This window comes from Commensalibacter communis, from assembly GCF_947179015.1.
Classification (GTDB): domain Bacteria; phylum Pseudomonadota; class Alphaproteobacteria; order Acetobacterales; family Acetobacteraceae; genus Commensalibacter; species Commensalibacter communis.
Map to the genome: position 1 here is coordinate 76610 of NZ_CAMXCM010000003.1, position 21001 is coordinate 97610.

The following is a 21001-nucleotide window of genomic DNA, read 5'->3' on the forward strand; positions in this document are numbered from 1 at the left end:
CAAAGCAATTGGAGAATAATAATGGTTGATAAATCGGTATGTGAAATATTAAGATCAAAATATAAAGTTGAGCATGGGAAGAAATTTAAACTTTCTGATTATGATCCTTCTGATACAGCGGGACTTTCTTTAACTAAAAAAGAAGCAAAAAAAGCGTTAAGAAAACGAGTCAAACGTTTATGTGAATTGCAAGAGTTGTTATACGCTAATGATGATCGCACTTTGGTGGTCGCTTTGCAAGGAATGGATACGTCGGGCAAAGATGGCACTATTAAACATGTAACGTCAGGGGTTAACCCACAAGGTATTCATGTGGCTTCTTTTAAACAACCTGGCCCTGTTGAGCTAGCTCATGATTATTTGTGGCGTATTCACGTTGCTGTGCCACCTAAAGGCAAAATCGGAATATTTAATCGTAGCCATTATGAAGAAGTATTGGTAACTAAAATTCATTCGGAAGTCTTAGAAAAACAAAGGCTTCCTGAAGAAGTAATGAAAGATAAGAATTTCTGGAAATATCGTTATGAAGATATTTGTAATTTTGAAGCCTATTTGCATAGACAAGGCTACGCTTTTGTTAAGGTATTTTTGAATATATCCAAGGAAGAGCAACGTTTGCGTTTGTTATCACGTTTGGATCGTACTGAAAAACAATGGAAATTCTCTCCAAGTGATCCAAAAGAAAGAAAATTTTGGGATCAATATCAAGAAGCTTATCAAGAAGCGATTGAAATGACAGCCACCCCAGAAGCACCGTGGTTCGTGGTTCCAGCGAATAATAAGTGGTTCGCACGTCTTGTGGTAGTCGAGTTAATGATTGCTGAATTAGAAAAATTTGAAATGGTTGCGCCAAAACCTAATCCTGAGATTCTTGCGTCTCTGAATTTGCTTAAAGCAGAGTTAGGTGGTGATCCAGATCATAAAGCATTGGTAAAAGAGAAAAAAGCAAAGAAGATTGCAAAGTTAAAGGAAATTGAAAAAAAGATTAAAGAAGAGAAGCAAAATATTAAAGCGCAGTAATTAATCTTAACTTAAGATAGATTAGTCATTTGTAATACCCTTTGTTAATACGGTTACATATTGGCAAAGGGTAGGATGAATGACTTATGTCAGATTTTGAAATCAAGATTTGAGTAAATAATTTTCCCTTTACGAGAAGATCACAAAGTAAAACCAGCCATATTTGACTGGTTTTATAAAAAATTATTTATGAAGATTCTAAAGCTACTTTCTTTTGTCGTTTACGCTTCTGTAAAGCCGCTGCTTTATATTCGAAACTCAGCTGGTCGTTATCGACCTGAATATGAACCTCTCCACCGTTGATGAGTTGTCCAAATAAAATTTCTTCCGCCAAAGTTTTACTAATATTATCTTGAATAATTCTGTTTAACGGCCTTGCACCATAAACAGGATCATATCCGTGTTTGATTAACCAATCTTTTGCTGGTTGGGATAGAGTCAAGCTAACCTTTTGTTCGTTTAACCGTTCTTGTAATTCTTGCATAAATTTACTGACGACTTTGCTGATCGTCAATTTTGATAAGGGCGCAAATGGAACGATTGCATCAAGACGATTTCTAAATTCAGGTGAAAAAGTTTCTTTAATCGCTTCGTTATTATCTATATTAATATGATTATTTACGAATCCAATAACAGGTTTGCTGAACTCTGATGCTCCTGCATTAGTGGTCATAATGATAACGGCGTTTCTAAAGTTAACCACTTTGCCATTATGATCGGTTAATGTGCCATGATCCATCACTTGCAATAGGATATTATATATATCAGCATGTGCTTTTTCGATTTCATCAAGTAATAGTACACAATGAGGGTGCTGATCGACAAAATCAGTCAATAACCCACCTTGGTCAAAACCAACATAACCAGGAGGGGCACCAATTAATCTGGAAATAGAATGTTTTTCCATATACTCAGACATGTCAAACCGTATTAACTTAACCCCTAAGACATGTGCCAGCTGACGTGCAACTTCTGTTTTACCAACACCTGTAGAACCACAAAATAAATAGCTGCCTATTGGTTTTTCAGATGAGCGTAATCCTGCTCTGGACATTTTGATGGCTGAGGTTAATAAATCGATTGCTTGGTCTTGTCCAAAGATGGCTTTTTTAAGTTTTAGGTCAATCTGCTTTAATGATTTTTTATCATCTGAGGAAACTGTTTTTTCAGGAATTCGAGCAAGTTTTGCAATTGTCTTTTCGATATCATGAACGTTAATAATTTTTTTTCGTTTATTTACTGGCAAAAGGGCTTGGATTGCTCCGACCTCATCGATAATATCTAGCGCTTTATCAGGCAGTTTTCGATCATGAATATATTTAATTGACAAAGTTACAGCTGTTTGAATAGCTTCTTTTGTATAAGAAATATTATGATGTTTTTCATAGTTTTCTTTTAACCCTAAAAGAATTTGAAATGTTTCATCTGCCGTTGGTTCAATCACGTCAATTTTTTGAAACCGTCTTACCAACGCATGATCTTTTTCAATATGTTGGCGATATTCTTTATAAGTTGTGGAACCAATACAACGTAGGCTGCCATTTGCCAAAGCAGGTTTTAATAAATTGGATGCATCTAAAGAACCATTGGAAGTCGACCCTGCACCAACGATCGTGTGGATTTCATCAATAAAGAGAATTGCTTTCTCTTCGTTTTGTAGGGCTTGAATGATTGCTTTTAGTCGCTCTTCAAAATCACCGCGATAGCGTGTACCTGCCATCAAAATTCCCATATCAAGGGCATAAATGGTAGAATTTTTTAAAATCTCTGGAATAGTTTCATCAACAATTTTTAATGCTAATCCTTCAATAATTGCGGTTTTGCCAACGCCAGGATCGCCCACCAACAATGGATTGTTTTTTGTGCGACGACATAGGATTTGAATAGTCCGTTCAACTTCAGCATCGCGACCAATTAAGGGATCGATTAAACCCGAAGCTGCTTTTTCGTTTAGATTAACACAATATTGATATAGAGGGTTTTCATTATTACTGTTTGTTTGCTCTTTTTGTTCGTCTAGAAAGAAATCTTCTAGATCGTCATTGTCTTCTGAAAGATGAGGATAGTGTGGAGGAGAAGATTTTTTTGTAATTTTGTGAGCAAGAAAGTTCAAAACGTCGAGTTTGGTTAGGTTTTGAGTTTGTAAAAAATAGACAGCATGGCTTTCATGTTCGGAGAATAAAGCAATAATAACATTGGCGGCATTCACATCTTGGGCTTCATTGGATTGGACATGGATGCTTGCACGTTGAATGACACGTTGGAATGCTGTTGTTGGTTTTGGGTTGGTTTCAATATTTGTTGTTAAAATAGATAAATCATTTTGTACGAAATACTGAATATCGTGCCGTAATTGTGGAATATTTACTCGACAAGCATCAAAAATAACAATTGCATCAGGGTCTTCGGTCAATCCATACAAAAGATGCTCTAGTGTCGCGTATTCATGGTTATATTTCCCAGCTAATTCAAAAGCCCGACAGAGGGAATGCTCTAAATTATTGGATAACACAATATTACTACCTTAAAATATACTATAAAACCAACGTCGATTCATTCTATTGCAAGAAATATAATTTTCAAACAATATTTTATCAAAAAGAATGTATTATAAACATAATCTCACTTATTTTGATTTGTTATTAAATAAGTTGGCATTGAATTATTCTTTTTCAAGGACACATTGCAAGGGATGTTGGTGTTTTTTTGACAATTGCATAACCTGATTTTGTTTGGTTTCAGCAATTTCATAAGTAAAAGTTCCACAATGACCCATGCCTGTATTATGTATTTCGTACATAATTTTAATGGCTTCTTCTTTCTCTTTTTGAAAAATGCTTTCAATGACGTAAACCACAAAATCCATTGGGGTAAAATCATCATTTAACATGATAATTTTATACATTGGCGGTTTCTTTGTTTGTTGCAGTGACAGGGTATCGACGCTATCCAGTGTCTGAGAATCGACAGACAATGACGTATATTGGGTTGTGCGGTGATGAAAAGGTAACAAAACAGGCATATTCACTGACATATTTTAATGGGTATTGTTCAAGAATGATTTATAGTTTTATATAATTTTTAAACTATCTGGAAGGGAACTAAGCATATCTTTTTTTCATTTACAAGCAGTTATTCCTTTGTTTTGCTTTGAAAATATTTTTTAAGCGATTAGTTAGTTTTTATTCGCAACATAATCAAGTTGTGATTATACTTTAAATTATTGTAATATGTGGTTGTATTTTAAGTTTTTATTTGATTCTTTGATTGATCGAGGGGGATAAAAATGTTAACCTTAGAGGGTGTACATACATGAGGACTGTGTTTGATTATGTTCAGAGAATAAAAGATAGTTTCTTTACATAATTTTTAATGAAAATGATTATTATTTTTATTCATTCAGGCAATATTTAGGGGAGCAACGTGACAGGATATATTTCTGATTGTAATCACGATCGTTTGATGAAAAAACATTTTACGATTAAAAAACCTTTGTTTAAGTTAAACACTAAGAAGGCAATTGGTTTTTTTGCGTTTTCAGTATCGTTATGTGCATTTCTTTTATCCCCTACGGCACATGCTCAATATACTGGTCGTGTCAGTACTATTGTAACTGATATCAATGGCAAGGTCATTTCCAAAGATGATCCTGATTTGCAACGATATCCTGCCAGCCTTACAAAAATGATGACATTGTATATGACGTTTCGTGCGTTACATGCCAATGCGATCTCTCTAAACCAAAGAATTCCTGTTTCAATTCATGCAGCCTCTATGGAACCTTCTAAATTAGGCTTACGTGCAGGATCAACTATTACTGTTCGTGAAGCAATCTTGGGATTGGTCACCAAATCTGCGAATGATGCGGCTTGTGCATTGGGTGAATTTATTGGTGGTGGTGATGAGCCACGTTTTGCTCAAATGATGACCCAACAAGCCAGAGTTATTGGAATGAATGATTCCACTTTTCGGAATGCATCAGGATTGCCCAACCCAGATCAAGTCACAACGGCAAGAGATATGGCGACTTTGGCCCGTCATTTAATTTTAGACTATCCCGAATATTACCCTTTCTTTAAAGTTCCTTCTTTTAATTTCCGTGGTCGTACGATACCCAATCATGATCCTCTGATTAAAGGCTATGCGGGGGCTGATGGCTTAAAAACAGGATATACTGCGGCGGCTGGACATAATTTAGTTGGTTCTGCAGTACAAGGAAACGTGCGTTTGGTTGGGGTCGTGATGGGAGCCCCCAGTAACTCACGACGTAATACAACAATGATGAGTGCTTTGGATGATGGGTTTTCAAAATATGGGGTCACACCAGCGGAAAGACCTTTAGTCTTAGCAAGAGCGACACCAAGAGGGCGTTCTCATAAGCGTTCCAAAGTAATTCTGGCAAGAGCTTCGCGTTCATCCAAAGGTGGTGTTGTGCAAGTTGCTCAATTGCCAGTAAAGTCTAAAAAGGCAAAATCTTCAAAAACAACAACAAAACATGTTGTTAAGCACAAAAAGAGATAAAAGTTGTTCTATAATATTTGATCCTATTATTAAATGTTATCAAGAATGAGTTTACCTTACCCAACTAATATGTATTATTAGTTGGGTATTTTATTTAAAGTTTATTTAATTTGGAGGATGATATGGCAGATCGTCGGATGGTATTTTATACTCAAGAAGATTTTGTTGGGTTAAGAGCTGCAGGACGCTTGGCTGCTGAAACGTTGGACATGATTACCCCATTTGTAAAAGAGGGTGTCACTACAGAAGAGTTAAATACAATTATTCATGAATTTACTCTGGAACGTGGGGCAATTCCTGCGCCATTAAATTACAGAGGTTTTCCAAAATCTTGTTGTATTTCAATTAACCACGTCGTTTGCCATGGTATCCCAGGGGATCGACGTTTAATGAATGGCGATATTTTGAATATTGATGTTACTCCTATTTTAGATGGCTGGTATGGCGATAGCAGCCGTATGTATGTCGTGGGTAAGGTGTCTCGGCTTGCACAACGATTAATCGATGTGACGTATGAATCTTTGGTGCGTGCGATTAAAGAGGTAAAGCCTGGCAATACGTTGGGTGATATTGGCTATGTGATCCAAGAATATGCTGAAGCACAGCGTTTTTCGGTGGTCAGAGATTTTTGTGGTCATGGCATTGGTCGTGTATTTCACCAAGAGCCAAATGTTTTGCATTACGGGAAAAGAGGACATGGTTTGGAATTGAAACCAGGAATGGTATTCACCATTGAACCAATGTTAAATGTTGGTAAGCCAGATGTGAAGATCCTCGACGATGATTGGACAGCTGTAACACGTGATCGCTCTTTGAGTGCGCAATTTGAGCATATGATGGGCGTCACCGAGGATGGTGTTGAAGTCTTTACCTACTCTCCCAAAGGAATGAACCAACCTCCATATGAGTCGTAGGATTTCATGCCATATTCGCTTTTATAGAAATATAGTAGCTCATTAACCTATAAGTATATTTCATTATATTGATGACTAATCATATAAAAAATATGGTTTGTTATTTGACATAAAACTCTGTCTGTGACAGAGTTTTATGTCAATATAAATTAATTCTAAAAATTTTATCAACCGTACTAAGCGATATATAAATCATTTATTTTTTTCTTACGGATCGTTTTATAGTTCATAAGCATTTTAAGCAATCACAGCTTTGCACACTTTACTGACATTTTGAGAATATTAATAAATTAAAAATAGATGTTGAATTTGTTCATATAAGTCTGAGGTGGTAGCTGTCAAAATATACTCTTGGAACAGATACTGTTCTTGTTCGTAGCATTAATAACGATGATAATTCAATATCAGAGGCAATAACAATAAACGTAAGTCCATCATGATAACCCAGTATATTTGAGTGGCCACGAAATTTAGTTCAGAAGCTAATTTTATTCCACTTATGGCATTTCAAGTATTTACTTTTTGGGGGCTTCAAAATGCATAAAAACTTTAGCCGTCTTCATGTATTTATTTAATTTTTGCTTTACCGTTGATTGCTGAGAGAGTGTAATATTTAATTAAGCAGCATAAATGATGATCGTTCGAAATTCTTGGCAATATTGGCGGTTGACACCAAATGCGGTGACGGTAATCATCCAGTAATATATGAAGCTTAAAGTAAGCATATAATTGATTAATTTGATAAATTTTATAAGCAGCATGATTTTTCGTTGTCCGAAAATGGCAGAATATTATTCATAATTTATGTTTTGAATACGATCATCATTTGCATGTATTTATATATTTTCACAAAATCTTGAATAGTGACTTGTCATGCCTGTTTGCCTTGGTGCATAGTAACAATAGTTATTTAATAATATTTAAAATTAAGGGATGGATCATGTCGAATTTCTTTTTTAATGATCGTAAAGAACTTGTAAATGACGCTATAGAGGGGAGCTTAGTAACAGCACCTCATAAAAATCTTGCAAAACTTGATACGGATCCTTCAATGCGTATTGTTGTGCGTAAGGATTGGGATAAGAAAAAAGTAGCGGTTGTTTCTGGTGGTGGTGCAGGACATGAGCCAGCCCATCTTGGGTTCGTTGGAAAAGGCATGTTAACGGCAGCTGTTTGCGGTGATCTGTTTGCTTCCCCCAGTGTTGATGCTGTTTTAACGGCGATTGTTGCTGTGACGGGAGAGACTGGTTGTTTATTAGTGATTAAAAATTATACGGGTGATCGTTTAAATTTTGGTTTAGCTGCCGAAAAAGCAAAGCATCTTGGCTATAAAGTCGAAATGGTTATGGTTGGTGATGATATTTCTCTGCCAGATAATAAACAACCTCGTGGAATTGCGGGGACTGTTTTTGTGCATAAAATGGCTGGCTATGCAGCAGAAGCAGGTTATTCTTTGGCAGAAGTCAAAGAATTCGTGGATCATGCCAATAAACAAGTATTCAGTATTGGTGTGGCAATGTCTGGCTGTCATTTGCCTCAGGCAAAAGGTGATGCACAACGTATTCCAGAAGGTTCGATTGAAGTTGGTTTGGGTATTCATGGCGAACCTGGTGCCAGCAAAGTTGCCACGCAAAATAGCCGTGAAGTAATTGAATTGATGTTGTCTAAACTAACCCCTCATATTACCAAGAATAATCGTGTGGCGGTGATGGTGAATAATTTAGGTGGTGTTTCTGCTTTGGAAATGGGCATTTTAACAAAAGAACTCTATCATAGCGCGCTTGCACCACAAATTGATTACGTCGTTGGGCCAGCTTTGGTTGTGACGGCGTTGGATATGAAGGGCTTGTCATTAAGCCTTTTGGTTCTTGATGAAAAAATTGAAAAAGCATTAACTGCGCCAACAGAAGCGTCTTCTTGGGTTGGGGCTGTAAAGCCTGAAAAAATGTCTGTTATTTCTTTGGAAACTGTTGAAACGAAAGTTCAATATACACCTTCTGATGATAAGCTTTCTGGTCAAATTGTTGATGTTGTGACACAAACATTAAGCGAACTTGAAGATGAGCTAAATGCACTTGACGCCAAAGTGGGGGATGGCGATACAGGGGCAACATTTGCTGCTGGTGCCAGAGGGATTGCTGCATTATTAAAAGCACAAGATTTACCCTTGGCAGATCAATCCAAATTATGTTTGGTGATTGGCGAACGTTTGGCCGTGGTGATGGGTGGATCTAGTGGCGTGTTATTCTCAATTTTCTTTACGGGTGCTGGTCAAAAATTAGCCGAAGGCAAATCTTTGGTCGAGGGGTTATTATTTGGTTTGAACCAAATGAAGCATTATGGTGGTGCTGATTTGGGTGACAGAACCATGATTGACGCATTGCAGCCTGCATTAGAAGCCTTACAACAAAGCAATAGTTTGGAAGAAGCTGCAAAAGCTGCAGGTAAAGGTGCAGAAGATACCGCAAAATCAACCAAAGCAAATGCGGGTCGTTCTTCTTACTTGAATAGTGACAGCTTGGCTGGAAATCCTGATCCTGGAGCGGTGGCTGTAGCTAAAGTGTTTGCAGCATTACTTAAAGCAAATATTGTTTAGCAATTATTTTTGACAAAGCATAAATGAATTAAAAGCCATGTTCTAGTATTAGAACATGGTCTTTTATTATAAAATATCATAAACATGTCTGTTTCATTTGCTTAACATATCGGTGGTGGTTACATAGATATCTTTTAGAGAATAAATACTATCCAAAAAGGAGATCATATTATCTAATGTTGAATTATCGCGGGCGATGTTTGTTAAAATAGCAAGTGTAATGATTAGGGTTCTTTATTTGATGAAAATAAAGAATGTCAAAAAGCTATATCCTGCCTTCTAACTTCACAACAGGATTATTTAGGCTATATAAAGTTCAAAGCATCTCTTGGTGATGGATACTATCAAAAAGAGGATTATTTTAACGCAAAAGAACAGTTTTATGATGGTTTAAACGCGCCAGATGGTCATCAAAATCCATTTATCTTATTACGACGAGGGACAGATTTTATATAGTCTGAATGATAGTAAGGCGATTTATCCTTCGTGCAACAAACACCATGTGAATAATATTTATTATCAAGCAGCAGCGAAAATGGTATTTATTACTTTTTAGCTATTTTTAATAGTGTAACAAAACGATCGAACTTTTATCGAAAAGTCTATTTCAGTGGAGATTTGTTTGATGGGCTTTCCCTCTCTTCGTATTGCAGTGATAACAAAATGTTATCAAGAGCAAACTATGTTGCCTGTATGGATTAAGCATTACAGCCGTTTAGTTGGTGAGGAAAATCTATTTATTCTGGATCATGGTAGTTCCCCGCCTGTGCAAGTTCAAAATAATATTTATGTTGAGCGTATTTCACGACAAGAATATTTAGATGAATCGGAAACGGTTCGTATTATCAGTGAATGGCAACAAAAATTATTACAAACTTATGATTGGGTTATTTTTGTTGATACTGATGAATTTATTTTACCACGCCCATCTCGTTGGAATTCACTTGGTGAATATCTATCTCAATGCTCTGCGCAGATTTGTCGTTGTGTAGGGGTGGAAGTGATTGATCCTATGATTAAACCTCCCGTTGATTGGTCAAAATCCATCTTAAGGCAGCGTTCGAACGGCGTGATTACCAGTTGGTCTTGTAAGCCATCTGTGTCATCTGTTCCAACAATTTGGGATCCAGGATTTCATCGTTGTCAAAACTCACACTCCTTTGAACATGATTTGTGGTTATTTCATTTAAAATATGCAGATCAAAATCATTTATTAGAGCATTCAGAAGCTATGCGTAGAGTGCCGCGCCATCCAGAAGATATAGAAAATGGTCTTGGGATTTCTCATTTACTATCTGATGACGATATTCTAAAGCGTTTAAATCAATATAGAAGGCGAGTCAAAGAAGGCTCGTTGGATGATTATTTGGCAACGCAACCTGATCCAAATGAAGCTGATTCTGCGTGTCTTGCTATTCCAGAAGAATTCCTTGATTGTCTATAGATTATAATCGGATCGTGTTAATGTTAGAAAAAAATATCGCTCTTTTATATCAAGCATTACCTCCACTAATGATTGATGGCTTACGTAAAGATGGTAAGCCTGGTGGATATTCAGATGGTGGGGCAGATATTGCGTTTACATTGAAACAGCATCATCGTTCGGTGGTAACCCCAACGGTGCATCCTGCTGCCGAAGTGCCGCTTGATTGGGTATTTCCTGATACAAAAGAAGGGATCGAAGCAGCTATAAAAGCTGGGGCGACGAATCTTTGGTTAAATACTGTTTTGTTCGAAGGGCATCCGATCGAGAAAGTGCCCGAAAATATTTACAAAATTGGTCAGACGACTAAGGCGACACAACGCTTTGATGATAAATTTGTGACCAATAAGCTTTTACTTCAACATGGCTTGCCTGTTGCACAATCTTATTTAGTTGGACAGCAGGTTCATGCTGGGATTTTGTCTTTAGCTGACTTGCAAAGTAAAATAGAAAAAGGCGTGATGGTTTTTCCATTGGTGGTAAAACCTGTGCGTGGCAGAGGTAGCCAAGGGGTTAGTGTGGTTTATGATTTTACGCACTTACAATCGACGATAGAACAATTGCAACAAGGGAAAAAATTCGGCTCTTTCTTTATGGTAGAGGAATTGTTAGAAGGGAAAGAAATTACCTTAACCATTATGCCTCCAGTTTCTGGTTTAGATCGTTGGCAAGCACAATCGAATTATTGGGCGTTGCGTCCTGTGCATCGTTTTAATCAAACGGATTATATTGCGCCTTATAATGGGGATATTCCTGTTACAGAAAATAGTGCTGCGATTAGTTTAACAGAGCTACAATCACCAGAAATGCAAGTGATTGTTAAGGCTTGTGTGAAGGCTGCTGAAATAGTGGAGGCCAGAGCCCCCATTCGTATTGATTGCCGTGCGAATAAAGAGGGAATATTTAAGATCTTTGATCTAAATATGAAACCCAACATGACAGGTGCTGGTCGTCCAGGTAGGGAAAAACAAGATTGTCTTTCTATGATTTCCATCAGAGCAGAAGGGTGGGCGTTTATTGATTTGTTGGATATGATGGTTGCAAGTGCTTGGCGTTAGATTTTGTTACATGTTCAAAAATGCTAGTATTGCTAAAATAATAGCTATACTAAATACAATTAAACTACCCAAGGATATATATACATAAACGGCTGCTATGATTAAAGGTGCAAAGATAATAATAAAATATATGAGAGTGCACGCACCCACTATGTAAAAAACAATTTCAATATTAGAAATGACAAAATCAACAATAAACAAAATAATGTTGATGGCAAATTTACAAATATGACCCAGGATCCGTAAGATTTTATTATGATTTTTCATATTTTAATTTACGTTGGGTCAATTAAATAAAACGATATAGAAATGAAATAATAGCAACGATAATGGATGTAATTAATATATAGATTATAAAAGCTGGGAAAAAGATACAAGCAGCGCCAGCTGCGACAGCACCGCCAATAATGAAGTAAATAGAGGCTATACTAGGAACGATAATCTCGACTATGGCTTGTATAATTTCTATAGTTATTTCGCATATATATAGGAAAGTCTCTAAAAAGCTGTTTTTCTTTTGCATAATTTATTGAATTTTTCTCATTAAAATTATTTATATAATAATAAATATTTATATTTAAAATCAACTTATAAATTATGTTTTGAGACTTACACTGTGAATCAAATTTAACACCAAGATTGTAATGCGGTTATAAAACACTCGCTGTTCAAATCAAAATATAATTTAACTTGATGATTAGTTGTTAGAATGATTTGTTGAAAATCTTTGGTTTCGGTAAGGCCAATTTGCAACTCATTTAAATGTTTTTTAAACTGTTGGATGGGTGTTTTTTTATGAATAGGATGCTGGTTTAAAGTCAGGTTTTGGATACGATCAATTTCATATTGTATTAACCATAATTGATGATGGTCAAAGAGTAGCTCTATTTGATTATAAAATAGGGCAAAAGATCCAGCATCATTATCAATGGGGCAAATTTGGTAATGTTGCAGTTTTTTAGAGATATTATCGATTGAATCTCCAAACTGAAACTCTGTTAATCCATTCTGGATAAAATCGTTAAAATTTAGCATTTGCAATTACTTTGACTGACAGTTCAAACAATCTTGATATTTGTTACTTATAGACATTCTTATAAAGAATAGATTAGTATTTCTGAAATATATTGATTTTAATTTGTATCAAGAAAGAATAGCCGTGGAAAAGATTTCTCCTAAAATAAAACGACGTGTTGTACAATCTGCCTTTGGTGCTTTGCTATTGTCAAGCAGCTGTTTTTCGGTTGCTGCATATGCACAAGCTGGAAAAGGTATGGATGCCTTGGCGTTTGGTGGAGTGCCTGCCGCGGATATTCCAACACAACCTGTGGCGGCATATAATGGCATGGTGGTTTCTGCCAGTGATTTGGCTGCCAAAGTGGGTGCACAAGTTTTAAAAGATGGCGGAAATGCTGCGGATGCTGCGGTTGCGGTGGCTTATGCAATGGCGGTTACGTATCCTGCTGCTGGGAATATTGGTGGAGGTGGATTTTTAACCATTCGCTTGCCAAATGGTCAGGCTTATTTTGTGGATTTTCGTGAAAAAGCCCCCAGTGCTGCGACTGAAACAATGTATCAAGACAAAGATGGCAAAGTCATTCCAAATGCTTCTGTGCTGGGCTGGAAAGCGGTGGGTGTTCCTGGAACTGTGGCAGGAATGGAATTGGTTCGTGAAAAATGGGGCAGCAAATCCAGAGCAGATTTAATTTCTCCTGCGATCAAACTTGCCAAAGACGGATATGTTTTAACCAAAGAAGATATAGAACTTTTCTCAACCTCTACAGCTGATTTCGCCAAAGACCCAGAAGCTGCCAAGATTTTCTTAAAAGAAGATGGTAGTGCTTGGAAAGTTGGTGATGTATTCCGTCAAGAAGATTTAGCAAGAACGCTGACTTTAATTGCGAAAAAAGGTAATGACGCATTTTACAAAGGCAAAATTGCTCAACAAATTGTTGCTGCCAGTGTCAAACATGGTGGTATTTTACAAATGAAAGATTTTGAAACCTATCAACCGCGTATTATGCAGCCTTTAACCTGTTCTTATCGTGGCTATACGATTGATACAGCACCTCCTCCAAGTGGCGGTGGGGTGGCATTATGTGAAATGCTGAATATTATCGGTGGGTATGATATGCGCAAGCTAGGATTGCAAACATTACCTTCCGCTCAACGAGAAATCGAAGCAATGCGCCGTGCATATTCTGATCGTCGGGATTTGGGAGATCCGGCATTTGTGCAAAATAATATTGAACGTTTTTTAAACTCACAATATGCCGCAGATGTTCGTAAAACTTTGAATTTCAAACATGCTGTTGATTCTGCTGCTTTAGTACCAGGACAAGTCGCATTGGCTAAAACGATCAAACCTAGTGTTAAACAAACGCACGAGAAAAATGAAACAACCCATTTTTCCATCATTGATAAAGACGGTATGGCAGTGTCAATGACTTATACTTTGAATGGTTGGTTTGGAGCTCGTGTTGTTGCTGGTGCTACTGGAATCGTCATGAATGATGAAATGGATGATTTTGCAACCGCAGTCGGAAAAGCCAATATGTACGGCATTGTTGGCAGCAAGGCAAACGCCATTGCACCAGGAAAAACCCCTTTGTCATCAATGACACCAACGATTATTTCCAAAGATAATCAACCTTTTATGGTGATTGGCAGCCCTGGTGGCTCTCGTATTCCAACGATTGTATTATCTGTGTTAACGGGCGTGATTGATTATGATTTAAATATTCAACAAGCCATTAATTTGCCACGTATCCATCAGCAATGGGAACCCGTTCCCGTGCAATTAGAGTTTAATGCACTCAGTCCTAAAGTTCGTGAAGCGTTAAAGAAAAAAGGATATCCTTTGGATTTATACTCTACGTGGGGCATTGCAGAAGGCATAGTTGTCGGTAAAGACAAAGATGGAAAACGGATTTATTATGGTGGCACGGACTATCGTCACCCAGGTGGCGGGGCTGTTGGTGAATAATTTTTCATAAAATGAAAAAAAAGACTTGTCATCTACCCCGTCTTTCGTGTTAGAAGAGAGGCGGTAAGTCATAAGTGGACGAATACCTTGTGAACTCGGTCAGGTCCGGAAGGAAGCAGCCATTGCGAGTATCATTCGGGTCATTTGTGGCTTGCCACCTTACATTGATCGTTAAGGGCAAAGATGCAGGTCTTTGATTAAGTTTCCTGCTTTTGTTATTTTATTTCCTGGAATGAGTTGATGACAGATCTTCCGGACGACAATTTTCCTTTACCTGACGAGACACAATCCGCTGGTTTATTCGAAGATTTACCCCAAGCTGCACCGAAAGTTGAAAAATCTTATCGTGTCTTAGCCCGTAAATATCGCCCTCAGAATTTTGATGACCTAATTGGTCAAGAAGCCATGGTCAGAACCATGCGTAATGCGTTTGCGATGGGTCGTGTGGCGCATGCCTTTATGTTGACAGGGGTGCGTGGGGTTGGAAAAACTACGACCGCTCGTATTATCGCGCGTGCATTGAATTGCGTTGGAGAAGACGGCAATGGTGGGCCAACAGCTGATCCTTGTGGTGTTTGTCCGAATTGTAAAGCGATTTTAGCAGATCGTCATCCTGATGTATTGGAAATCGATGCGGCCTCTCATACTGGGGTAGATGATGTTCGTGAGATCATTGAAGGGTCTCGTTTCCGTCCGTTACAAGCACGGATGAAAGTCTATATCATCGATGAAGTTCATATGCTTTCTCGGAATGCATTTAATGCATTATTAAAAACGCTGGAAGAGCCTCCAGAACAAGTTACTTTTATTTTTGCCACCACGGAAATTCGCAAAGTCCCCGTGACAGTATTATCACGTTGTCAGCGATTTGATTTACGGCGCGTTCCTCAAGAGCAATTACAAGATCATTTTGCTAAACTTGCTGAACTTGAAAATGTATCGATTGCCCCGGAAGCGATTAATTTAATCGCCAGAGCCGCTGACGGTTCGGTCAGAGATGGATTATCTTTGCTAGATCAAGCGATTGCACAAAAAGATGACGAGGATGGGGCTGGACAAATTGAAGCCTCGACAGTCTCTGAAATGTTGGGTTTTGCTGATCGTGCTTTGGTGTTTGATTTATTCAAAGCAATGATGGCTGGAAAGCCAGATCAGGTCTTAGAATTAACCGATCAAGCCTATGCAAGTGGTGCAGATTTAGGCGTATTGCTGAGCGATTTATTAGACTTGGTGCATTTGCTTTCCAGAATTAAATCAGTACCAGCATTAAAAAATAGTGCTGAGCTTTCAGAATTGGAACGGGTTCAAGGTGGGGAATTAGCCGACAAACTTTCTGTGCCTGTTTTGGGACGCACGTGGCAAATGCTGTTAAAGGGAATACGTGAGGTCGATATGGCACCTAATCGTAAAGCTGCGGTTGAAATGGTGCTTATCCGTTTATGTTATGTTTCTGACCTTCCATCGCCTGATGAATTGATTAAGCAGTTTAAAAATGGGGGTGGCAATCCACCAACAGGTGGAAGTAAAAATACACCACCTTCATCACCAACATTATCATCATCATCTGCTCAAGGGGGCGGTGAAGCATTTTTATATGCTGTCGGACAAAATGGAGCTGTTTCTACTGGATATTCCCAGCCCGAAGCTGCACAAGCCTATACTGTGCCAGAAGTTAAAGAAAATATCGAGCCTGTTCAAGAAAAAACAACTTGGTACAGTTGGCGTGAAGTGGTTGTTTTTGTCAAAGAAAAGCAAGAGCGGTTATTGCATGCGCATTTAAGAAATTCAGTTCATTTGGTGAAATTTGCACCGCCAATGATTGAGTTTAGGGTTGAGGATAAAGCCCCAAATAATGTGGCACAACAGCTGTCAAAACTGTTGAATGAATATTCGACCCAGCGCTGGACGATTGTGTTGTCTCAACATCAAGGGGAACCCTCTTTGATGGAGCAAGAAGCGATCCAAGCCGAAGCAGATTTAAAAGAAGTTGGTCAAGATCCATTTATTTTAGGAATTATGCAAATTTTTCCAGGCGCAAAGCTTGGAAAACTTGTCAATCCTCAGCTAGATGAGTATGGTTTATTTCCAGAAGATATTCCATCAATGGATGATGATGCGGGGGCAATGCGTTTTGATGATCCTGAAATCCCGCCATATGATCCTGATGAATAAAATGAATTTAACGAATGGAGTTTATAGAGTATGAAAAATTTTGCTAATCTCATGAAGCAAGCATCTCAGATGCAAAGCAAAATGAATGAAATGCAAGAAAAATTAGCACAAATTACCGTTGAAGGGTCTTCTGGAGCTGGTTTGGTTACGGTGCAATTAGCAGGCAAAGGGGAAATGAAATCAATTAAAATTGATCCTAAACTTGCTGATGCGAATGAAATGGAAATGTTACAAGATTTGATTGTGGCTGCTTATACCGAAGCACGCCGTCAACTTGACGAAAAAACCAAAGAAGAAATGCAAAAAGTAACGGGCGGCATGAATTTGCCTGAGGGGTTAAATTTACCTTTTTAAATGATTATATATTACGAAGTCGTAAGTCAGTAATAAATCATTAAAGGATAGAAGAATGGGTGGCCCTGAAATAGAACGATTAATTGCTTTATTAAGCAAATTACCAGGACTGGGGCCACGTTCTGCACGCCGAGCCACTTTGGCGTTATTAAAACAACCTCAATCGCGTATGGTGCCTTTGGCTCAGGCACTTCAACAAGCAGCCGATCATGTCAAAACCTGTTCAGAATGTGGTAATTTGGACAGTTCTGATCCATGTGTAATATGCGGCAATCCTGATCGTCATGCAGAACAAATTTGCGTTGTGGAAACGGTTGGAGATTTGTGGGCGTTGGAAAAAACTGGGATTTTTAAAGGACGATACCAAGTGTTGGGTGGGTCGTTATCTCCCTTAGCAGGCATTGGGCCAGAAGATTTAAATATTGCACCCTTAATACAACGATTAGAAGACCAACAAGTTAAAGAGATCATTTTGGCGTTGGGCGCAACCGTAGATGGTGTGACAACGATGCATTGGTTATATGACCAATTATTACCTTGGGGTGTTAAAATTACACAAGTAAGCCAAGGAATTCCAATGGGTGGATCATTGGAGGTCATGGATGAAGGTACCTTGACCGCCGCTTTGACCACCAGACGCTCTGTGTAATGCTTATTGAGTGCGTAAAACCATAATTCCTGGCTTGTCTTTGATGTATTCTAATAGAGGACTATCAACCACTTTGCGGTTCTTTTTTAAAGACGACGCATTACGGAAATAAACTTGGTTGCCCTTTTTAATTAAAATACCAACATGTGAGGCATCTAGTCCGTCTTTGGGGGTATAGATCCCAATAAAATCGCCTGATCTTAATTGATTGAGAACATCACTATCGACAAAGTTGCTGGGAATATAGGTGATATTTCTGGGGATGGTTCCTATGCCTGCGAGATATTCTGTACCATCAGGTTTTTGATTAAGGCGTTTAAAAACCGTTACAGCGTTCGGGCTGATTTTTTGCGTGATTTCTTCGGCATTTTTAGGAGCAATATAATACCAGTCGGAAAAGAAATGTTTACGATTAAAAAAATTGATATTTCCATCAATATATCGGACTTTAATCAGATTTTCGATGAAATCATCCACATTCCGAGATTGCGATAATGCCAGAACATAGTCGATAAAGGTAAAGCAATCTACAGCGTCTAAATTAACGACTAACTTCTCGGGGTGCGTAGAAGAGCCAATTAACGTATCGCTTTTATAAGGGGTATTTAGGAAATTCTTAGAAATTTCTTCAATTGAATGATTTTTACTTTTTAAATATTGGTTAATTTCGTGTTGTGTTTTATCGCTTAAATAGGGGTGAAAAACAGCATTGGCATTGGGTAATGAAATTAAAAAGCTGCCTAATATAAAGGATAAGGGAATGATTTTCTTAGATATAATCATGATGTCTCTGTTTAAAATAATGGATTATAATGGTTACTATCATTTCTTTGAAATGACGATAAAGTAAAGAAATAATTTAAGAAAAAGATCAATTCTCTGTGCAAAAGTAATATTTGATTAAGATAATTCTGTTATGCTTGTTAAAAAGGGTTAAGATCAAGAAAGCTTAATACGTGCTTGTTCAGAAAGGAATTAATCATGCATAATGATCTATCATATCAACTTGTTCAAATGCTTTCTGACAGTATTGATTTGATTATTCCTGATAAGTGTAAAGATGGTGTGACAAAAAATACCGAGCTTTTGCATCAATATAGCAAGCTTATTCATCAATTTGATATTCCTAAAATCAAAGAATAAGGATTATATTGTGAGTATTATCAAAGAAATTACAACGCATATTCGTTCTAGGAAATATTCTGCACAACAAGTTGTTTCTCATTACTTAGATATGATCCGTCAGTGTGATCCACCGATGAATAGTGTTACCCGTCTTTTAAATGATCGCGCTTTGCAAGCAGCAGCAGAAGTGGATCACCTTATAGCGCAAGGGAAAGATCCAGGCGTATTGGCAGGTGTGCCTTTTGGTGTCAAAGATTTATTCGATCTTCAAGGTGAAGTAACAACAGCAGGATCGAAACTTTTATCAAAGAATCAGCCAGCTAAACAAGATGCAGAAATTATTCGTAAGCTATGTGAGGCTGGGGCTATTCCTGTTGCAACATTAAACATGGATGAATTTGCTTATGGATTTGTAACGGATAATGCCCACCATGGAATGACTCACAACCCTCATGATTACTCTCGGTTTGCTGGGGGATCATCAGGAGGATCGGCCGCTTCTGTTGGTGGTGGATTGCTTCCTTTTGCGTTGGGGTCGGATACGAATGGATCTATTCGTGTGCCAGCATCTTTATGTGGTGTATGGGGTATCAGACCAACTTATGGTTCTCTATCTATGCAAGGTGTTTTTCCTTTTGCAGACAGTTTCGATACAATTGGACCTTTTTGCCAAACAATAGAAGATTTGAAATTAATATATGACGTGATAAGTGGTGATGAATATACATCCTCATCACCTGTAACACCATCAGAACTGCGTATTGCTCAGCTCGGTGGATGGTTCGAAAAAGATGTTGATGATGATATTTTACAAACTATCCAAGAGATTATGACTCTATTTGGAAAACAAAAGAAAATTGAACTACCAAATATTAAACAAGTGCGTACAGCTTCATATTTAATGACCGCTTCCGAAGGTGGAAAGTTACATTTGCCCTTTCTTAAAAAAAGCCCTATGGAATATGACCCAGCAACGAGAGATCGTTTGATGGCGGGTGCTTTATTACCCGTATCATCATATTTAAAAGCAAAGGAAATACAATATTGGTTTCAACAATATATGGCACAAATTTTCAAAGAATATGATGTGTTAATTGCACCAGCAGTGGGGTCTGTTGCGCCTGAAATTGATAATCCTGTTGTATTTGTGGATGGAAAACCGCAATCTGCACGGGTGCATCTTGGGATTTACACGCAACCACTCAGTATGAGCCAATGTCCAGTCTTATCGGTGCCTATTTATCGGAAAAATAAGCTGCCTATTGGATTACAATTGATCGCAAAGCCCCACCATGAAGATCTATTATTTTCAATAGGTGCAGTGCTAGAACAAAAGAATATTGCAAAGGCTTCTATTATTGAACGTAATCATATGAACTGATTTATATTATTGTAATGTTAATGATGTGTTTAGAGGAAAAAGAAAATGGAAATTAAACGACGCCACTTGCTGGGGGGTATAGGAGGATCTTTGATTGTTTCTCATGCACATGCAGCAGAACCTGTGATAGAGGAGAAAAAAATGAATAATAATATCACTTTGTCCACGCATATTTTAGATATGGTTTCAGGTAAACCAGCTCCTGATGTCAAAGTTATTTTATATAAAGACACCATTAATCTTTTTGAGGGTCATACTAATATAGATGGGCGTTGCATTGTTATATCTCAAAATCAGAAAATACTTTTGCCAGGTTATTATCAGCTTGCATTTCATGTTGCAGATTATTTTAAAAGGCAACAATATGTTGTAACTGATCCTCCTTTTTTGAATATTGTCAGAATAGATTTCGGTATTGCTAAAAATCCCGTTTCTGACCATTATCATGTACCCTTGTTGTTGTCTCCATATGGGTTTTCAACGTATAAAGGAAGCTAATTGAGTCCTATAAGAGTGTAAAATTCAACATTGAAGAGGCCAGGATTCTTTATTGCGAATCTAAGTTATTTATATTTATTTTTTACTTATGAAAATTAATTATCAAATTTTTATATAACGTCTTAACCCCTCTGTTTAGAGGGGTTTTTTATTGCTTAAAAGAGGTGGCTACAAGTCCTTCTCAATCACAATGGTGTTATTGTTCTAATATTTCATTGACCAATTTCCATAAAAACGATCATAT

Annotated in this window: 17 protein-coding genes and 1 other RNA gene; 14 read left to right on the top strand and 4 right to left on the bottom strand. The window is 37.6% G+C overall.

Annotated features, from left to right (window positions below):
• Nucleotides 1–21: 21 nt before the first annotated feature.
• Nucleotides 22–1020, top strand: coding sequence for a PPK2 family polyphosphate kinase (locus PQG54_RS07055; RefSeq protein ID WP_271790211.1), 999 nt, complete (start codon nucleotides 22–24; stop codon nucleotides 1018–1020).
• Between the two features lie 187 nt (nucleotides 1021–1207).
• Here PQG54_RS07055 and clpA read toward each other — a convergent pair whose 3' ends face one another.
• Both clpA and clpS read right to left on the bottom strand, forming a co-directional pair.
• A complete protein-coding gene (gene clpA, locus PQG54_RS07060; protein WP_271790210.1) occupies nucleotides 1208–3532 on the bottom strand; it encodes an ATP-dependent Clp protease ATP-binding subunit ClpA in 2325 nt (774 codons plus the stop codon).
• 150 nt (nucleotides 3533–3682) lie between these two features.
• The gene (clpS, locus tag PQG54_RS07065) at nucleotides 3683–4048 is read right to left on the bottom strand and encodes an ATP-dependent Clp protease adapter ClpS (RefSeq protein WP_271801153.1); all 366 of its coding nucleotides are present in this window, start codon (nucleotides 4046–4048) and stop codon (nucleotides 3683–3685) included.
• Between the two features lie 395 nt (nucleotides 4049–4443).
• Between clpS and PQG54_RS07070 the strand changes: the two genes are divergently transcribed.
• The 5 genes from PQG54_RS07070 (at nucleotide 4444) to PQG54_RS07090 (ending at nucleotide 11592) form a co-directional block, all read left to right on the top strand.
• Nucleotides 4444–5541: a D-alanyl-D-alanine carboxypeptidase family protein gene (locus tag PQG54_RS07070; protein WP_271790208.1), complete on the top strand. Its 1098-nt coding sequence runs from the start codon at nucleotides 4444–4446 to the stop codon at nucleotides 5539–5541.
• Between the two features lie 122 nt (nucleotides 5542–5663).
• Nucleotides 5664–6455 (top strand): type I methionyl aminopeptidase, encoded by a 792-nt coding sequence (gene map, locus PQG54_RS07075; protein WP_271790207.1) that lies wholly within the window; start codon nucleotides 5664–5666, stop codon nucleotides 6453–6455.
• Between the two features lie 940 nt (nucleotides 6456–7395).
• Complete coding sequence (locus PQG54_RS07080; protein WP_271790206.1) at nucleotides 7396–9051, top strand: dihydroxyacetone kinase subunit DhaK; 1656 nt, start codon at nucleotides 7396–7398, stop codon at nucleotides 9049–9051.
• Nucleotides 9052–9676: 625 nt separating this feature from the next.
• Nucleotides 9677–10495, top strand: coding sequence for a glycosyltransferase family 2 protein (locus PQG54_RS07085; RefSeq protein ID WP_271790205.1), 819 nt, complete (start codon nucleotides 9677–9679; stop codon nucleotides 10493–10495).
• Nucleotides 10496–10515: 20 nt separating this feature from the next.
• On the top strand, nucleotides 10516–11592 hold the full coding sequence (locus tag PQG54_RS07090; protein WP_271790204.1) for a D-alanine--D-alanine ligase family protein: 1077 nt from the start codon (nucleotides 10516–10518) through the stop codon (nucleotides 11590–11592).
• 627 nt (nucleotides 11593–12219) lie between these two features.
• On the opposite strand, the gene PQG54_RS07095 is transcribed toward PQG54_RS07090, so the two are convergent.
• Nucleotides 12220–12627, bottom strand: coding sequence for a hypothetical protein (locus PQG54_RS07095; protein WP_271790203.1), 408 nt, complete (start codon nucleotides 12625–12627; stop codon nucleotides 12220–12222).
• Nucleotides 12628–12751: 124 nt separating this feature from the next.
• On the opposite strand from PQG54_RS07095, the gene ggt reads away from it, so the two are divergent.
• The 5 genes from ggt (at nucleotide 12752) to recR (ending at nucleotide 17753) form a co-directional block, all read left to right on the top strand.
• A complete protein-coding gene (gene ggt / locus PQG54_RS07100; protein ID WP_271790202.1) occupies nucleotides 12752–14578 on the top strand; it encodes a gamma-glutamyltransferase in 1827 nt (608 codons plus the stop codon).
• 62 nt (nucleotides 14579–14640) lie between these two features.
• Nucleotides 14641–14737: signal recognition particle sRNA small type (ffs, locus tag PQG54_RS07105), an RNA gene on the top strand.
• An 81-nt stretch (nucleotides 14738–14818) separates the two neighbouring features.
• A complete protein-coding gene (locus tag PQG54_RS07110) occupies nucleotides 14819–16750 on the top strand; it encodes a DNA polymerase III subunit gamma/tau (protein WP_271790201.1) in 1932 nt (643 codons plus the stop codon).
• Between the two features lie 30 nt (nucleotides 16751–16780).
• The gene (locus PQG54_RS07115; RefSeq protein WP_271790200.1) at nucleotides 16781–17104 is read left to right on the top strand and encodes a YbaB/EbfC family nucleoid-associated protein; all 324 of its coding nucleotides are present in this window, start codon (nucleotides 16781–16783) and stop codon (nucleotides 17102–17104) included.
• A gap of 55 nt (nucleotides 17105–17159) precedes the next feature.
• Nucleotides 17160–17753 carry a recombination mediator RecR gene (gene recR, locus PQG54_RS07120; protein WP_271790199.1) on the top strand — a complete coding sequence of 198 codons (594 nt, stop codon included), beginning with the start codon at nucleotides 17160–17162 and terminating at the stop codon, nucleotides 17751–17753.
• A 3-nt stretch (nucleotides 17754–17756) separates the two neighbouring features.
• Here recR and PQG54_RS07125 read toward each other — a convergent pair whose 3' ends face one another.
• Nucleotides 17757–18536, bottom strand: a complete 780-nt coding sequence (locus PQG54_RS07125; RefSeq protein WP_271790198.1) for a DUF1460 domain-containing protein — start codon at nucleotides 18534–18536, stop codon at nucleotides 17757–17759.
• Between the two features lie 198 nt (nucleotides 18537–18734).
• Here PQG54_RS07125 and PQG54_RS07130 point away from each other — a divergent pair, with 198 nt between their 5' ends.
• From PQG54_RS07130 to uraH, 3 genes are read left to right on the top strand one after another with little or no spacing between them, the layout of a single operon-like run.
• Nucleotides 18735–18896, top strand: a complete 162-nt coding sequence (locus PQG54_RS07130) for an AtzG-like protein (RefSeq protein WP_271790197.1) — start codon at nucleotides 18735–18737, stop codon at nucleotides 18894–18896.
• Between the two features lie 10 nt (nucleotides 18897–18906).
• A complete protein-coding gene (locus PQG54_RS07135; RefSeq protein WP_271790196.1) occupies nucleotides 18907–20259 on the top strand; it encodes an AtzE family amidohydrolase in 1353 nt (450 codons plus the stop codon).
• Between the two features lie 45 nt (nucleotides 20260–20304).
• On the top strand, nucleotides 20305–20757 hold the full coding sequence (gene uraH, locus PQG54_RS07140; RefSeq protein ID WP_271790195.1) for a hydroxyisourate hydrolase: 453 nt from the start codon (nucleotides 20305–20307) through the stop codon (nucleotides 20755–20757).
• The last annotated feature ends 244 nt before the right edge of the window (nucleotides 20758–21001 follow it).

What these genes read in the sequence shown, in the direction of transcription:
- PQG54_RS07055 (WP_271790211.1), top strand. Translation starts at nt 22, where the DNA reads ATGGTTGATAAATCGGTATGTGAAATATTAAGATCAAAATATAAAGTT.
- PQG54_RS07085 (WP_271790205.1), top strand. Translation starts at nt 9,677, where the DNA reads ATGGGCTTTCCCTCTCTTCGTATTGCAGTGATAACAAAATGTTATCAA.
- PQG54_RS07110 (WP_271790201.1), top strand. Translation starts at nt 14,819, where the DNA reads ATGACAGATCTTCCGGACGACAATTTTCCTTTACCTGACGAGACACAA.
- map (WP_271790207.1), top strand. Translation starts at nt 5,664, where the DNA reads ATGGCAGATCGTCGGATGGTATTTTATACTCAAGAAGATTTTGTTGGG.
- recR (WP_271790199.1), top strand. Translation starts at nt 17,160, where the DNA reads ATGGGTGGCCCTGAAATAGAACGATTAATTGCTTTATTAAGCAAATTA.
- PQG54_RS07090 (WP_271790204.1), top strand. Translation starts at nt 10,516, where the DNA reads ATGTTAGAAAAAAATATCGCTCTTTTATATCAAGCATTACCTCCACTA.
- PQG54_RS07095 (WP_271790203.1), bottom strand. Translation starts at nt 12,627, where the DNA reads ATGCTAAATTTTAACGATTTTATCCAGAATGGATTAACAGAGTTTCAG.
- uraH (WP_271790195.1), top strand. Translation starts at nt 20,305, where the DNA reads ATGGAAATTAAACGACGCCACTTGCTGGGGGGTATAGGAGGATCTTTG.
- PQG54_RS07130 (WP_271790197.1), top strand. Translation starts at nt 18,735, where the DNA reads ATGCATAATGATCTATCATATCAACTTGTTCAAATGCTTTCTGACAGT.
- PQG54_RS07125 (WP_271790198.1), bottom strand. Translation starts at nt 18,536, where the DNA reads ATGATTATATCTAAGAAAATCATTCCCTTATCCTTTATATTAGGCAGC.
- PQG54_RS07080 (WP_271790206.1), top strand. Translation starts at nt 7,396, where the DNA reads ATGTCGAATTTCTTTTTTAATGATCGTAAAGAACTTGTAAATGACGCT.
- PQG54_RS07115 (WP_271790200.1), top strand. Translation starts at nt 16,781, where the DNA reads ATGAAAAATTTTGCTAATCTCATGAAGCAAGCATCTCAGATGCAAAGC.